Origin of the sequence: Paenibacillus terrae HPL-003, from assembly GCF_000235585.1 — a bacterium.
In the GTDB taxonomy this organism is placed as follows: Bacteria; Bacillota; Bacilli; order Paenibacillales; family Paenibacillaceae; genus Paenibacillus; species Paenibacillus terrae_B.
Genome location: NC_016641.1, coordinates 1,367,067 through 1,382,621, shown reverse-complemented (window position 1 = coordinate 1,382,621; position 15,555 = coordinate 1,367,067). Strand labels below are relative to the sequence as shown.

The 15,555-nt window shown below is 42.9% G+C and carries 16 protein-coding genes; 6 read left to right on the top strand and 10 right to left on the bottom strand.

Annotation, left to right across the window (positions count from 1 at the left end):
- Positions 1-94: 94 nt before the first annotated feature.
- Positions 95-1,221 (bottom strand): IS3 family transposase gene (locus tag HPL003_RS06290; protein ID WP_148267373.1). Its coding sequence is split into 2 segments (ribosomal slippage): positions 95-972 and positions 972-1,221, totalling 1,128 coding nucleotides; the frame shifts between segments, so codons are not numbered across the junction.
- 62 nt (positions 1,222-1,283) lie between these two features.
- Positions 1,284-2,060: a hypothetical protein gene (locus HPL003_RS06280; RefSeq protein WP_014278795.1), complete on the bottom strand. Its 777-nt coding sequence runs from the start codon at positions 2,058-2,060 to the stop codon at positions 1,284-1,286.
- 813 nt (positions 2,061-2,873) lie between these two features.
- Between HPL003_RS06280 and HPL003_RS06275 the strand changes: the two genes are divergently transcribed.
- Positions 2,874-3,758, top strand: coding sequence for a copper amine oxidase N-terminal domain-containing protein (locus HPL003_RS06275; protein WP_014278794.1), 885 nt, complete (start codon positions 2,874-2,876; stop codon positions 3,756-3,758).
- A 256-nt stretch (positions 3,759-4,014) separates the two neighbouring features.
- Here the strand turns inward: HPL003_RS06275 and HPL003_RS06270 are convergent, their stop codons facing one another.
- The 5 genes from HPL003_RS06270 to HPL003_RS06250 all read right to left on the bottom strand — a co-directional run bounded on the left by HPL003_RS06270 (position 4,015) and on the right by HPL003_RS06250 (position 7,948).
- The gene (locus tag HPL003_RS06270) at positions 4,015-4,311 is read right to left on the bottom strand and encodes a hypothetical protein (RefSeq protein ID WP_014278793.1); all 297 of its coding nucleotides are present in this window, start codon (positions 4,309-4,311) and stop codon (positions 4,015-4,017) included.
- Positions 4,312-4,535: 224 nt separating this feature from the next.
- Positions 4,536-4,907, bottom strand: coding sequence for a DMT family transporter (locus tag HPL003_RS06265; protein ID WP_014278792.1), 372 nt, complete (start codon positions 4,905-4,907; stop codon positions 4,536-4,538).
- Positions 4,907-5,458 (bottom strand): TetR/AcrR family transcriptional regulator, encoded by a 552-nt coding sequence (locus HPL003_RS06260; RefSeq protein WP_014278791.1) that lies wholly within the window; start codon positions 5,456-5,458, stop codon positions 4,907-4,909. Before HPL003_RS06260 ends, HPL003_RS06265 begins: the two co-directional genes overlap by 1 nt.
- A 126-nt stretch (positions 5,459-5,584) precedes the next feature.
- Positions 5,585-6,556 carry an alpha/beta hydrolase gene (locus tag HPL003_RS06255; protein ID WP_014278790.1) on the bottom strand — a complete coding sequence of 324 codons (972 nt, stop codon included), beginning with the start codon at positions 6,554-6,556 and terminating at the stop codon, positions 5,585-5,587.
- 429 nt (positions 6,557-6,985) lie between these two features.
- The gene (locus HPL003_RS06250; RefSeq protein ID WP_014278789.1) at positions 6,986-7,948 is read right to left on the bottom strand and encodes a tyrosine-type recombinase/integrase; all 963 of its coding nucleotides are present in this window, start codon (positions 7,946-7,948) and stop codon (positions 6,986-6,988) included.
- A gap of 100 nt (positions 7,949-8,048) precedes the next feature.
- Here HPL003_RS06250 and HPL003_RS06245 point away from each other — a divergent pair, with 100 nt between their 5' ends.
- Both HPL003_RS06245 and HPL003_RS06240 read left to right on the top strand, forming a co-directional pair.
- Complete coding sequence (locus HPL003_RS06245) at positions 8,049-8,621, top strand: HD-GYP domain-containing protein (RefSeq protein ID WP_014278788.1); 573 nt, start codon at positions 8,049-8,051, stop codon at positions 8,619-8,621.
- Between the two features lie 20 nt (positions 8,622-8,641).
- Positions 8,642-9,190, top strand: coding sequence for a PilZ domain-containing protein (locus HPL003_RS06240; protein ID WP_014278787.1), 549 nt, complete (start codon positions 8,642-8,644; stop codon positions 9,188-9,190).
- 44 nt (positions 9,191-9,234) lie between these two features.
- Here the strand turns inward: HPL003_RS06240 and HPL003_RS06235 are convergent, their stop codons facing one another.
- The 3 genes from HPL003_RS06235 to HPL003_RS06225 are packed head-to-tail and all read right to left on the bottom strand — an operon-like array spanning position 9,235 to position 11,897.
- A complete protein-coding gene (locus HPL003_RS06235; protein ID WP_014278786.1) occupies positions 9,235-9,771 on the bottom strand; it encodes a hypothetical protein in 537 nt (178 codons plus the stop codon).
- 57 nt (positions 9,772-9,828) lie between these two features.
- Positions 9,829-10,701, bottom strand: coding sequence for a carbohydrate ABC transporter permease (locus HPL003_RS06230; protein ID WP_014278785.1), 873 nt, complete (start codon positions 10,699-10,701; stop codon positions 9,829-9,831).
- Between the two features lie 2 nt (positions 10,702-10,703).
- Complete coding sequence (locus tag HPL003_RS06225; protein ID WP_014278784.1) at positions 10,704-11,897, bottom strand: extracellular solute-binding protein; 1,194 nt, start codon at positions 11,895-11,897, stop codon at positions 10,704-10,706.
- Between the two features lie 317 nt (positions 11,898-12,214).
- Here HPL003_RS06225 and HPL003_RS06220 point away from each other — a divergent pair, with 317 nt between their 5' ends.
- The 3 genes from HPL003_RS06220 to HPL003_RS06210 all read left to right on the top strand — a co-directional run bounded on the left by HPL003_RS06220 (position 12,215) and on the right by HPL003_RS06210 (position 15,541).
- The gene (locus tag HPL003_RS06220) at positions 12,215-13,198 is read left to right on the top strand and encodes a LacI family DNA-binding transcriptional regulator (RefSeq protein WP_014278783.1); all 984 of its coding nucleotides are present in this window, start codon (positions 12,215-12,217) and stop codon (positions 13,196-13,198) included.
- A gap of 171 nt (positions 13,199-13,369) precedes the next feature.
- Positions 13,370-14,713, top strand: a complete 1,344-nt coding sequence (locus tag HPL003_RS06215; protein ID WP_014278782.1) for an MFS transporter — start codon at positions 13,370-13,372, stop codon at positions 14,711-14,713.
- Between the two features lie 45 nt (positions 14,714-14,758).
- Positions 14,759-15,541: an alpha/beta hydrolase family protein gene (locus HPL003_RS06210; RefSeq protein ID WP_014278781.1), complete on the top strand. Its 783-nt coding sequence runs from the start codon at positions 14,759-14,761 to the stop codon at positions 15,539-15,541.
- The last annotated feature ends 14 nt before the right edge of the window (positions 15,542-15,555 follow it).

The following is a 15,555-nucleotide window of genomic DNA, read 5'->3' as shown; positions in this document are numbered from 1 at the left end:
AAGTACGAATATATTGTAGTGTTCTCTCATAGTCACCTTTCGCTTCACAAACACATGCATGGAGCAAATTTGATAGTGGATTGTCAACACTAAACTAGACAACTTTTTTGTGGTGTCTCTGTTTGAATTCAGCCGGACTTAAGTAATCCAGAGATCCATGAATCCGAATATGGTTAAACCAGTGCACATAGTCATGTAACTCTGTGGTTAGTTCAGTCAGGCTTTCAAAATGACGTTTCTTCACAAACTCTGTTTTGAAAATTTTAAACGTGGCTTCTGCAACGGCGTTATCATAGGGACAGCCTTTCATGCTCAAGGAGCGCTCAATCTGAAAAGCCTCCAGAGCATCGTCGATGAGCTTATTCTTGAATTCATTTCCTCGGTCGGTGTGAAAGAGCCGAATGTCATTCAGGTTGCCCTTTATCGAAGCCAAGGCACGGTAAACTAGCTTGGCATCCTTGTGTAGCCCCGCACTGTAGCCAATAATCTCGCGGTTAAACAGATCGACAAAGAAGCATACGTAGTTCCAATATGAACCCACTCTAACGTACGTCAGGTCGCTTACGACGACAGATAACGCCTGTTCTTGCTCAAATTTCCGGTTCAATACATTCGCTTGCTTGGCTTCATTGCAGCTCGTGGAATGAGGTTTATATTGAGCGATCGTATACGAGGAGACCAGCCCGAGTTCCTTCATGATTCGTCCAATTCTCCGTCTGGATACTGTAAAGCCTTGCTGGTACAGCTCTTTTTTAATTTTACGCGTACCGTAGTTTTGACGGCTGCTTTGAAAAATATCCATAATCATGGAGGGAAGCTCATCCTCCGATGTAGCCTCGACCTTGCTCTCTTCATAATAATAGGTGCTTCTAGAGATTTTTAGGACGTCGCACATTGCTGATACCGAGTATTTATGTTTATTCTGGCGAATGACATTTACTTTCGTCCCATGATCAGCGCGGCTTGCTTTAAAATGTCATTCTCCATGAGCAGTTGCTTGTTCTGTTTTCGAAGTTCGATGAGTTCTAGCTCTTCTGGAGTTCGGTTGTCTTTCTCTTTGAAGGATCCAGATGTGGAATTCTGTTTCACCCACTTATCTAGTGATGAAGGATTCAAATCATATTCTTGAATGATATCCTTTCGGGGTTTACCACTTTGATAGAGCTGAACCATCTGCATCTTAAATTCGGTACTAAAGGTACGTCTTTCTTTTTTAGTCATCGTCCGTTCGCTCCTTCTAGTGTTCATCTGTAGTCTACTATAGTAGACCGCAATTTTTCTGTCTAGAAGAGTGTAGCCGATCCATAGGCTACGTAGAAAAATAGCGGCCTATTAGGTCTCTTTGGAGTTCGCTTTCTCTTTCGCTCCTGACGGTAAGCCAAACGATACTGAATTTGAGCCTTATAGTCCATTACAAATGCCCATCTATCTAGCTTGTCCCATTGGCGTAATGAAAGATATGTATTTGCTAGATTTCTTAACGCCTCCAACTGATCCCCTTCATTTAGTCGCTCAATATAAGGCTCGAGCTGATTAGCAGCTTCGAGATTGAGTGCCTGATCGTCCCCTTGCTTCGCCATAAAAATGCGGTACTGACAAAAGGCCAGTCGTTCCGAGTGTTGCTTATTCTCACTGACGGCTACGCTTCCATAAAGGATGATGGACGCTGCGAATTTTCCTTGTTTGAAAAAGTCCTCAGCTATTACAAATAGGGCCTCGGCGTATGCCAGCTTCTCCATGAGTAAGTTGACGACCTGCTCAATGCAATCCAACATGTTCAACTCTGCACAATGATACAAAAGGGGTCTGACTCTACGTATGTTAGGCGTTGCTGTATTCAAAAATTCCTCAATATAGTTCTTGTAAAAGTGTCCCTTGGGGTGTCCCAACGTATCTGTAATGCGATCTAACTGGTGAACGGAGAGTGTACGGTTGCCTGTGACGATCCCGCTTACCGTGCCTGGATTTATGCCTGCCACCAGACCGAATTGGGTAATGTTTAACGCATTCTGTTTCATGAAGTTTTCCAGTTCTGTGCGTATCGTGGTTGTAGGTTCCAAGTGTAACAACCCCTTTAACATAATGTATTATGTAGTCCGTTAGATACCGATCAATAGTAGCATTTCTGGGAAATATTATATCATCTTTTAGGTCTATGGTATATACTTGTCAATCAATCACTTTATCCCTATTAGGGTCACTTGTGATGAGTGAAAAAACTTTAGTATGCCGGATATGAAGTCAACAAAATGAGGATATTTCCTAAAAAAATCTTGTTTATTGCAACTTTATGCATCGAATATACGGGAAGATTTTATCCTATTTGATTATGAAAAATATCTAGTTGGAACCGATGATTCGGACTTACCAAACCCACAAATCACTGAAAAGAACATTCAGCTTTTTTTGAGTTAATATTTTTAAAGATTACTGGCTATCGCCCAAAATCCAAATACTCTTTCAAAGTCAAATTATTATAAATGCCTGTTTCATCAAGCTTGGATGGAGGTACCTGAATTCGTTCAGACGGAGGATAGAGCGTAATAAAGGGCACATAAACATGCCATAAATTTTGGGATTTTCATAGTTTTATAGTCAATGACACAAAAAGGATTTTATGATATATTAAACCTCAAATATAAGGGGTTTAGACTGCTTTTAATCTAAAGATCTACACATTAACAATCTTCAAAAGTAACTAAGGCATCAGTTTTACTATCGTGTATGTTCCACTGCCCCTTGCCCACGAGTATACAATAATAATGAGAGTGCCCGCGAATCCTATGGATAAATCAATTATACATTTTGATTTTTATATCAATCTTTAGTCAACTGGTAACAAGTGATTAAGCGATTAAAGAAGGAGGTTAAACTTGAACCCTATATTCTATGTGTATGCTTTGTGTAGGATAACCATGTTATCCTCCGCTTTACTTGCAGTTGCTCTGTTCAGTACATCTTCTGTAGTTAATGCAGCTCAGACTGATCATTCTTTGAACTTTAGTGGAACGTCCTTACTTAAGGTAAATGATTATGATGTCCTGTACTGCGCTCCCGTTGGTCCATATACAAACGAGGGAAATCGTTTAATGGCTCCCCTCCGTTCTGTTTCTGAACTTCTTGGCGCAAAAGTGGAATACAATATGAAGTCACAGGAGGCTGTTGTTAACTGGGGAAAAAATAAGATTGTGTTTCACAAAGGTAAGAATATGTATGATTTGAATGGCCAGTCTGTGCAAATGGATACTTATCCTGAAGTGAAGCAGGATTCTTTTATCATTCCACTTGGTGTATTACTAAGAGCTATGGATATTCCATTTGAATATAAAAATAATAAGGTTGTTTTGCAAAATGAATCCTTTAACCAAAGTAAAGTTCTTCAACATGTCACTGAATTAGATTGGGGTAGAAACAATTTATTGGATAACAATTCTATTTTGGATATCCAAAGTTTTAAATTAACATCCAAGATAAATTCTACTGGAGAACTAGAGGGCAATTTAACTGTAAGTGCTTTGAATCGTTCAGGTTCTGCGATTAAGGAAGGCAAGGAGGACTTACACGAAATCTTCGTTTTTAATCAAACGATTAGTATGGATGCCGATCAGGCTTCTATAGATATTCCTGATAGAAAACGTCCAAGGATTGAAATAGGAAGCTCAGTTTCTCGAAGCATTTCATTTGTCACCATAAAAGATCCTCTTCAATATGTATTAGTTGCTGGCAGAACGATAAAAACAAAAGATGAGCTTAAATGAAAAAGCTAAAATATTAAGAGCGCCTTCGCTGGGGATATTTCCTGAAAGGCGCTTATTTTACTGTTCATTGACGAGCCTAAAGATTGGTGTTTGTTTAAATGTATTCTCTTACTTTGCAAATCCTCAAGAGAAAAAACCAGCTCGAAGAACTGGCTCCACGATATAAAATGCTTTAACAAAAATCATCAAACCCCACCATGTTGTTCAAATGGTTTGTAAGTAGATCCTTTTTCTAGATGCTGTATTGGAATGATCACTATTGTCCCTCTTGATATTCACCTCTACGTAAGTAGTAATTAGCTAATTCCTGTAAAAAATGAGCGATACGCTCTGACATGAATTGTTGAGTGTACACGCCTACACTTTTTTGTTGTTCCGTTAAAGACTGGATCTCTAATTCAAACCGCTTGAGAACATCATCTACATTAAAATCATATTGGTTAGCCGCTTCAATTATGTTAACCAGTGCGGTGAGAACCTCGTTTTTCTTGGAAGTAACGTAGGCCAAATAGTCAGGAAGAACACCTATATCTCCAGCCAACAGCTTATTCACGAGTGTTAGCCTGCGCCCATTCTGTAAACCGCCCCTTCCAAATTCGGAAAATATTATACCATCTTATGGATGTATTATATATACTTTTCAACTAATTACTTTTTTGTGAATTAGGGATATACAAAGCTGGAGAGATATCGAAGCCAAAACTAAAGAGAACCCTGTATATCTTGGGATAACCAAGACATACAGGGCCGCTCACTTGGATTATTACATATTTTATCTCATTTTTGAACGATTGGACTGGCTGTTTCTGTTGTACCTTTCGCCTCTCCGTGTCCCGCACCAAATAAGTTCAGTACCACCACGCCAATAACAATTAAAGCAATGCCTATAATGCTTCCTGTATTGATTTTTTCTTTCCAAATGAGTACAGAGATAAGCGCTGTAGCAACCGCTCCGACGCCTGACCAAATTGCGTAAGTCATATTCAAAGGAAGCGTTTTGAGAGTTAAAGAGATAAAAAAGAAAGAGATACCAAACGCAACAATAGTCAATAGAGTTGGATACAGTCTGGTAAAACCTTCTGAAGCCTTAAGCATTGAAGTTCCAACAAGCTCACCAACGATGGATATTGCCAGGAAAAGATAAGCCATTATTCATTCTCCTTTACATATGTCTTTAACTCTTCAATAATCTTTTGCTTAAATTCTTCATTTGGAGGAGCTAACCCGAACATTTCCGCAAACCATAAACCGTCCATAACTAATCGGGCCATTGTAGAACGAACCGGATCTAATTCATCGTTTTCGATTTTATTTTGGATATTCGCATAATCATCCTGAAGAAGTTTTAGCATCTGCGGGTTAGTAAATTGGGCTGCAGAGAGAGCAGTATACAGATCATTTACATCCTTATCCCCAAAAATCGATGTATCCATATAAGAGCGAGTCCATTTTCCTTTGGAATGAATGTCACTTTCTGCTCTCTCATTAAATTCGGTGACAAAGCTGTTCGACAGTTGCTCAACCATACCCAAAATCAGTGCATCTTTATTAGGAAAATGGTAGAGCAATCCTCCTTTACTTATTCCCGCCTTCTTAGCAACGGCTTCTAATGTTAATTTCTCTACTCCTTGTTCATGCACAATCATTGAAGCAGCTTTAAGAATTAATTCTTTTTTTAATTCTTTTTTAGTTGTATTCATTTTTATCACCACCTATTTTATTGTACCGTCCAGACGGTTTTATTTCAAGTTAAATAAAATTAAAGAAGCCTTGGGAGCACATCATTTCACCCAAGACTTCTTAATTGATATATTTATGATGGTAGCCTACCGCTTGGCTAAGTCCAATATTTCGTCTGCAACGAGATCAGGGCGATATTGATGAATATAATGCTCGGTATCCTTAATCACCAATTGCTTCGATTGCACGGACCAAGAAGTAAATTCCTTTTCGTATTTGTTCCAGACGTCATCGGGAGCCCCTAAGTAATCGGATGTCAGCACGGTAAGCGGGAAAAGGAAGGGTTTTTTGTCATCCAATACGATCTTTGCATTAGTCCGCGATTGACGCAGCTCGTCCTCTATATTGGCATTTTCAAGCTTAAGCAATGAGGCTGTCAGGTCAATTTCTTTCAAATCATCCGGCACAAACTTCAAGCCGTTGCGAGCTGCACGTGAGGCTTCGATAAAGCTGTCAGAGTGAAAAAGCATCCGAATCACGCCTGTTTTCATGAGCAACTGATTGATAAAGCCGCCGCGTACTGGCTCCTCAGCAGCAGCATAGTAATATTCCGGGCTTCCGCTATCCAACATCACGATGCCTTGTACCTCGTCCGGGTATTTCTGTGCAAACCGGAGCGTTTCGAGGGATCCCAGCGAATGTGCCGCAAACAGGTAAGGTGGCTTTTGGCCGGACTCCTGCAGCAATTCGTGTATTTCATTCGTTATTGTATCAATGTCACGCTTCTTGTCCGTCGTATCACTATACCCATAGCCGAACCGGTCATAAACTGCGAATTTAACATGTGGGGCAAGCTTCTCATACAGTGGGGAAAAATCAACATACGGATTGGCCGTGCCCCACCCGGAAGCGAATACAACCGTTACTTTCCCTTGTCCTCCAGTATATAAATGCATATTATGCCCATTCACATTGTATAGCTTTCCGCTGGGGGTATAAGATTTCAGATCCTGCCGGGTGCTTACCTGTTCATATATCACACCTGATGCCAGAAGAACCAAAATGGCCAGCAACCCGAACATAACCGTCTTCCATAATCTTTTACGCCATTTTTTCACTTCTCGCACTCCCCTTTATCTCAACAGCTACTCTTCTTGTGTTCCCTTCATTATAAATGCTCAGTCTTATCCAAGAGAAAACAGCAGCTTAATTTTAACTTAATTATTAAAGAAAGAGGGAAGCTGCTATTCACAGCTTCCCTCTTATCAATTTTACAAGTAATCATTGTATTGTTATCACGGATATATGAGTACCGACAATTCAGTATGATTATGTTATCGACTAATGTTCTGCTCAAAGGGCATAATTGTAAAGAGAAATCCTATATCTCAGGAACTATCTAGACACTCTTTTGATTGGTAAATATTAGAAATGAATAGCGTACAATATTCATTGTGCGATATGTAAAATGAACTAAAAAAAGAATATTTCTTATTCTATTTTAGTTATTTTAGACTATTTTTTCAACTGTTTTTGTAACTAAATACCTATAATATATCTTTTAAGCAGTCTTCCACATAGTCGGGGGCTGCTTTTTGCATTTGGCTAACCGTATGAAGGTATCGTTGTGTCGTATTGATGTGGGAGTGCCCGAGATTTTCCTGCACCTGCTGTAACGATGCACCATGAATCAAGGCTAATGTAGCATTCGTGTGGCGAAACCAGTGGGGGGTTATCTTTTTCGCGATTCCAGCTTTTTCCCTGGCCAGCTTAATAATCGTCTCCACTTGCCTTACTGACAACGGAAACAACCTCTCTCGCATATTTAATGGGTCCTCTTGCTGGAAAGCGTCTCTGTACTGCTTGTACATCTCCAAAAGTCTTGCGGGTACTTTGACCTCGCGCTGTTTGCCTCCTTTTCCGTTATACACAGTCAGCCAAATGAACATTTCCGTCGGATCGGTATGAAAGTGATCCCACTGTATAGACACCATCTCAGACACCCGAAGCCCCAATAAAACCAGCGTGAGCGCGATCAGATAATTCCGTTCCCCCTGTGTTTTTAAATAGGCTAAAAGCTGCCGCAGCTCATTTTTGGTTAAGAAATGATTTTTACTGTTCACTGGAATCCTGGGGGTTCGCACACTTGTGGTGGGATTGTGCTGAAAAATACGAATGCTCGGATCACTCCCCCACTTGTATAGCGATTTTAAGGGGGCCAAGAAGCTGGCAATGGTCGCTGGTGCAGGTGTTTGCTTGGTAGGGCTGCAAGCACCCTCTAATAAGCCGATTTTATAGACCTCTACATCCTGCCATGTCACTTTCCGTAACGGTTTACCAGATGTGAAATTTCGAAACTGCTGAATGGCCCTCTTGTAGTTGCGCAGGGTATACGGGGAGTTACTGCACGTACTTAAAAATAATCCTGTTATTTCGTCATCCGTGTACGTCTCTGGGTTATGCATGGAAGGGGCATGTAGCTGAGAAGATGTCATTTTAGACGTATACATAAAAAATTCCTCCTGTTCGTTCGCACAATGAATATTGTGCGATATCTATTCTCAATATTAAGGCAAATCGCTGACCGCGCGTCAAACTGGAGGAATATTTATGGAAAATGTTTTAGTGAGCTGTCTAACTCGCCTGCTATCCAAAGATAAACAATTGTATGAACACTGCCTACGGGTGGGCAATATGGCTAAGCGGATAGCTCCTTACCTGGATTTTAATGACCAGCAGACACGGAAATTCGTCATAGGTTGTTGCATTCACGATGTTGGAAAAATGCTGCTGCCGGATGACATTTTGAATAAATCAGCTCCTTTAAATGAAGAAGAGTGGAAAGTGATGAGGCTCCACCCCCTGTTGGGTACCCAGCTTATTTTAAGAGAGGGCATGCTCGACCAGGATATTGTAGATATCGTCCGATTTCACCATGAACGCTGGGATGGACAGGGCTATCCGTTTGGCATAAGTGGTGACAAAATTCCACCTATGGCTCGAATGTGTTCCATCATGGATGCATTTGATAGTATGATTTCCGATCGACCGTATCGCCGGGGCATGTCCATTCAGGAGGCCAAAGAGGAGCTTTGGCGTCACATTGGAACACAATTTGATTTGCTATATGTTGAACGCTTTTTGCATCTGCCTGAGGACCTGTCGAGTGCCCTTGGACAATAATTCAGAGGGAGGCATGTTCCATGATATCCACCATCGTAGGTCTTATCATTTTGATGATCGTTGTATGCTTGGTCAATGGAATTATTCATTTCATAGATTTAAAAAAACAATTGGGTATGAAGGAACTGGAGAAAAAGGAAATTAAGAAGTTGCTGGAGGAAGCCAACAGCAAGTTGAATCGGCGGGAAGCCTTTCGCTTGGGTATTCCGGATGAGGGCTGTGCGTTTGAGTTTTTACATTTTGGAGATGAGACTCTGGCAAGGCTTACTCATAGAAAAGGGATCGGTAAAATACAAGACATTAGCGTGAAGGGGCTAAAGCTGATTTGCGATTATGATCTGCCTTTGAAAAAACCAGTTCTCATTCAGGTTGAATTTGAGCTAAATAAAGAGCCTTTTGTCTTGCAGGCACATTTAATCCGAAAAGAGGCGCATATTAGCCAGCCTTTTATAACCTATGGGCTTGTGTTTGCTGAAATGAGTTCCAGCGATCAGGAAAGGTTGGTGTACTGCATTAATCAGCGTGTTTTAAAAACCGCAGCTCCCACTACACCTACACCTGTGGTATAAAAAAAGCCACGATCGCTTTTGTGTATCTGTCGTGGCTATTATACCTATTGTCCGCTGTACGGATTGGTCCGGTAAGTCAATGAAAATTCACCCAATCCGTCAAAGAGCTTGTCCACCAGATAGGCAGGATCATACAGCATCCGACCTGATCCCAGATCGCGGTAGTTCCCGAAGCTCCAGCCCCACGGCGCATCGGCGGCGTTGGCACGGCCGTTGTCGCCCTTGAACGTGCCGTAGCTGCTCCACAGGTCCAGTGTAAAATCGTTCCGCAGCGGCCACAGCGAGGTTTCCAGCGGGATTAGCTCGTAACCCATACGCTTGCTATCGTCAAAATTACCAAGCTTGGAGTCCCATAGCTGTCCACCGGAAGCGTTGAGATTCACCGGAGTTCCGGCCTGAAAGACGTAGCCGGATTTGCCTTTGGCGCCTTTACCGTTGTAAGGCTTGAGCGCGTGTCCAAAATCACCGTCCGATTCGAGGAAGGACTCGTCATTTTGCGCACTGTATACCAAGGGATGAGTGCCGGATGTCGCCCCCAGAATGATAACCGCTGCTAATGCTTTGCTTCCTTTTTTCCACATGATAAACACACTCCTTCGTTTCGTGAGATTTTTAATTCCAGTGGAGCATTCTTCTTCTCATTCCTTAACGGCACCCAGCATGATGCCTGATACAAAATATCGCTGCATCCACGGATACACCAGCAGGATCGGCAGGGTGGAAAAGACCACACTGGCGGCCTTGAGACTTTCAGGCAGCAGCTCGACCATCCGCAGTCCTTCCATTTGCATAATGTCATTTGCCATATTGTTCATGACGAGCTGGTACAGCTTGAGCTGGAGCGGGTACATCTCCGGGTCGGTAATGTAAAAGAGGCTGTCCATAAAGCCATTCCAGCGGCTCACCGCATAGAACAGGCTGAGTGCAGCAATGACGGGCATCGACAACGGTAAAATAATTCGCACCAAAATGCCGAAGTGACTGCTTCCATCAATTTCAGCCGCTTCTTCCAGGCTTCTCGGAATGGACTGGAAAAAGCTGATCATAATAATCAGGTTAAACGGATTGATCAGATGGGGCAGAATCAGTGCCCATACCGAGTTGGTCAGATGCAGCTCCTTCATGAGAATGTATTCGGGAATAATCCCGCCACTGAAAAACATCGTAAAAACGATGATCAGCATGATTGCTTTTCTCCCTTGAAGGCCGGGCTTCATCAGCGGATAGGCAGCAGCAATGGTCATCAGCATGCACAGCACCGTATACAGTGCAGTTAATAGCACGGTGAAGATCAGAGAACGCAGCATGCTGACGTCGCCAAGCACCCTTTTATAAGCCTCAAAGCTGATCTCGACAGGCCATAGCAGCACTTTGCCGGACATAATCGGGTTATTGGAGCTTAGCGACACCGCGAATACATGTAAAAAAGGGGATAAACACACAATGCATAATACAATGACAAGTACGGTATTCAGACCGTCGAACAGACGGCTTTTGGTTCCGGTGTTCACGTCTACGACTCCTTTCCTGATGCGGCTTGCGCACGTGTTACAGGATGCCCTTGCCTGTCCATCGCTTGGCGACTCCATTCGCCCGCAGGCTTGTAGAGCGGTTTGTGATGCTTGCCAGCATTGTTGGTATACGGGTCCAGTGCAGACAGCTTGGCTCCGGGGACATTGGCTTGCAGATTGGTATACACATTTTGGAGCGGCTCGACGCCATCTGCCCCGAACATGCCGACCTTACCGGTTTGAATATCCTGATTGAGCTTCTTTTTTTCCTTGTCCAGTGCAAAATCCGGGCTCATCAGCCCTTCCAAATACAGCTTGTTCATAAAACGCAGTGCTTCCTTGTGACCCGGCAGCAGGGTAGGGTAATCACGCGAACCAAGCTGATGGGTCAACGTTATGCGTTGTTCCTCATTCAGTTCATCCGTCATGCCCCATACGATAGGCTCATAGGAAGCGGGGGTCAGGGAAAATCCGAGAGGGATGACTTGATCGCCGCTGTTACCGGGCTTTTTCTCCTTAAAGGCTTTAAGTGTCTTGTACACTTCCTCTGTTGTTTGCGGCATAGGCAGCTTTAGCTCGTCCAGCCAGTCCTGACGGATAAAAGAGGCGTACTTGCCGACGTTCATCCGTTTGGCCGGAATGGCGTACTGCTTGCCGTCGAACATGCCATAGGCCAGTGTGTCCTTGCCCAGATAGGCTTTCAGGTTCGGGCCGTGCTCATCGAGTAGTTGCCCCAGTTCATGCAGGCCACCTTGCTGAGCATATTTGTACACCAAATTTTCGTCATACGTAAAAATGATATCAGGTACCTCACCCGAGGCCATCATGACGTTCAGCTTTTGCACGTCCTCTGAGCGTGGCACAGGTACATAGGACAGCTTAATGCCGTTCGGATCGCCGAACTGCTGCTGGGCATAGCGTGTCCAGTGATTGTCGGTGACGGTTACGCCAGCGGGAGCTTCCCCGCGCTCGAACACTTCGATTTTCAACTTCGTGCCAGATGCTGGCGTTTGCGCATTGGCAGAGCTTTCGCTTTCCGATGTTCCGCCAGCGCATCCGGCCAGTGCACCAATGGCGAAGGCCGAGGTCAGCAGGAGTGCCAATCCCTTTTTCCAGTCGCGAGTGGCTCGCTTGCTTGTGCTGGAGTTCCCGTTTAATCCGTAGCCTTTGGTCCTGAGCCTGAACTGCTTGTACACTTGATGAATCCCTCCCGTATGGATCGTAGGTCATAACATGTGTTTCACAATTCCGTTATACCCCGGTTATCGATCATCAGGATATAGATACTTTTCCATGAAACTTGCCGTGGGGAAGCCCTTGCCGTACTAGGAGAGACGGGGTTCCGGTAAACTGCATTCCGATAAGCAACCGATGCAGCCGAGAATGGAAGACGAAAGTAAATAAAATAATTAAGTGGAGACATTTTCAAACTTTCGTTAGAATTATGGCATGTGAATATTTGAGAACAATAAAATAACCTTAGAATTTTTTTATGCTTACGGAGGCTAATCCATTGAAACCAAAAATAGAAGATGTAGCAAAGCGTGCGGGTGTTTCTCCAACGACGGTTTCCAGAGTCATGAATAACAGGGGATATATCAGTGAAAAGACACGTTCGTTAGTATACAACGCTATGGAAGAGCTGAATTATGTACCGAACGAAATGGCCAGATCGCTGTTATCCAAACAAAGCAACATTATAGGATTGATTTTTCCAACCGTAAGTAATCCCTTTTATGCGGAACTGATATTTCATATTGAACTCGCTTGCGAGGAGCTGGGGTATAAGGTTTTTTTGTGCAACAGTTTGAAAAGTGCAGAGAAGGAAGCCAATTATTTGAGCATGCTGCTGCGGAACCAAGTGGATGGAATTATTGTCGGTAGTCATAACAGGGGTGTATTTGAGCGAGTAAACTCTTCATTCCCGATTGTCTCCATGGACCAGTATATTTCTGAAGAGGCGGTGGTCGTTTCTTCGGATAACTATTTGGGTGGGAAGCTGGCAACGGAACATTTAATTCATAAAGGCTGTCAAAAAATCATTCATATCAATGGGCCGTACATGCTGCAAACCGATACACATTTGCGTTTGGAGGCCTACCAAAAAACGATGGAGAATCACGGGCTGGAGTCCATTTTTTACGAAGTTCCAAGGTCTTTTGATCAAGAATTATATAAACAAATCATTCACCAGATTTTTAGTGAGCATCCGGATGTGGATGGTATTTTTGCGAGTGATGATATCTTGGCGGCAAACGTTTATTTTGAAGCCTTGAAGATAGGTAGACGTGTGCCGGAAACGTTGAAAGTTGTTGGATATGATGGGACAGAGACTGCCCAAGCCTTTATGCCACAGTTAACCACCATTCGTCAGCCCATTCAGCTAATGGCCCGGCAAGCCGTAGGAATTTTGAACAAACGAATTAATGGACAGGACTATACGGGGGACCTAAATCCGCTGCTCCCGGTCCATTTGATCCTTGGGCAGACAACCTAAAATAATGGCCGTTCCCCTATTTTTGGTCGGGTAACGGTCATTTATTTTTTTTAATATTTTATGTCAATCGATTGACATGTTAAACCTTTAGTATATAATATAAATCATTATAGAACGTTTTCTGAAAACGCTTTACTTGCAACGTGAATCTCACATAAGGGGACGAAGAAGATGAGCAATAAGTTAAGCCTCAAAGAGAAGTTAAGTTATGGTCTGAGTGATACCGCTTACAATTTAGTATTCACCGTTGTTTCAACATATCTTATGTTTTACTACACCGATGTTGCAGGGCTAAGCCTCGAATCTGTCGGACTCTTATTTTTAATTGTCCGTGTACTGGATGCTTTTGCTAGTCCAATCTTCGGGATTCTCATTGATAGAACCAATTCAAAGTATGGTAAAGCACGGCCCTGGTTTCTATGGTTGGCAATTCCATTCGGGATTATCACGGTGCTGTCTTTTGCTGTAGGTTATTTCGATGATTCTTATAAACTGGTGTATGCCTATATTACCTACATTTTACTGAACACTATCTTTGCGGGTATCAATGTACCGATTTCGGCGATGCTACCCAGTCTCACTGCGAATCCATTGGAAAGAAGCTCCGCCAATATGTTTCGTAATATCGGTGGACAGATTGGTGTATTGGTATCAGGTGTGGTTGCTCTTCCATTGGTCATTTTTTTTGGAGGGGGAACGAACCAAAAGGGATTTATATTCACTATGGGGATATTCTCCGTGTTATCCGTAATTATGTTTCTATTAACGTTTACGCATACAAGAGAGCGTGTTCAATATGATCAGGGTAAACCGGTTCCTTTCCGAGATAGCATTAAGGCGCTCTTGCCCAATTTTCCATGGTGGATGCTTGCACTGACTAATTTTGTAATCTTTATCGGCGTAGTGGCAAAAGGATCTACCATGATATTCTTCTTTAAATATAATATGGGAAACGAAGGAATGAGCTCGCTTGCCAATGGGATTAATGCAGGTGCCATGATCATCGGTATGTTGCTAGTTCCATTTATTGTGAAGAAAATGAAGAACCGAAATGTGGTTTTGATCGGGTTGCTGATCAGTATTCTGGGACAGATTGTGATGTGGACGGGTTCGATGGAGCCTTCTGTTGCTCTTACACTGTTTGGTGTTGCTCTGGGATCGTTCGGTTTAGGGGCTGCACAAAGTACGGTTTTTGTTATGTTTGCTGATACTGTCGATTTTGGAGAATGGAAGTTTGGTGTCAGAGCCCAAGGTCTGTTAACGGCAGCCGGAACGATCGGAATTCAGTTTGGCGCAGGGATTGCAGGAGCTTTAACATCCAGAATTCTGGCTAAGGGAGGGTTTGTAGCTAACATGGTGCAGACAGAGTCTGCATTGCAGGCCATTACAACTAATTTTGTCTGGATTCCTGCGATTGCATTTGCGATATGTATGCTCTTCATTTATATGTACCGGATTGACTTTGTCCAAAGCCAAATGCGTGCAGAGCTGACTGAAAGAAGAGCGGCTCAGTAACTTAACATATTCATATTCAAAAAATTTGAGATTGAGGTGGTCGTCATGTCATTACAATATATTGAAACTTCTGTTCATGGGTTGACGCTAAGAGGAACAGCTCATATTCCTGAGACCCTCAAGGGTGGCAAATATCCTACTGTGATTATGTTTCATGGGTTCGGGGCTAACCGGATCGAATATTTTTACTCATTTGTCCAAATTTCGCGCCTTCTTGAAAAGCATGGGATTGCAGCTGTGCGGTTTGATTTTGGAGGGCATGGCGAAAGCGAGGGTGATTTTTACGATGTGACCATTTCCGGAGAGGTGGAAGAGGGAAAGGCCATCGTTAACTATGTTCGACAGCTTGAATTTGTGGATTCGTCTCGTGTCAGTCTAATGGGTATGAGCTTAGGGAGCGTGGTTGCCAGTATAGTAGCTGGTGATTTGTCTAAAGACATTCACTCTTTATGTATGTGGTCCCCTGCGGCAACCGTAACCGATGAAATCAATAACAAGAAAACGATTCAGGGACAATCGATTTCTTCTATGGATCAACAGGGGTACTTTGATTTCAACAGTTTGCGCCTTGGACCGGGATTCATTGAGGATGTAGCCAGCTTGGATATTTACACCAGAGCCTCAAGTTTTAAAGGAAATGTCGCCATTATTCATGGAGATCAGGACTTTATAGCGCCTATCCAATATGCCTATCAATATGAACAAGCCTATTCACAGCCCATTAGCATTCAGATCATTGAAGGTGCCGACCATTCATGGGGTAATGTACCTCATCGGGAAGAGCTGTTCAGAAATACGTTAGATTTCTTTGAAAAGAACGCTAAATAATAGATATCCCACAG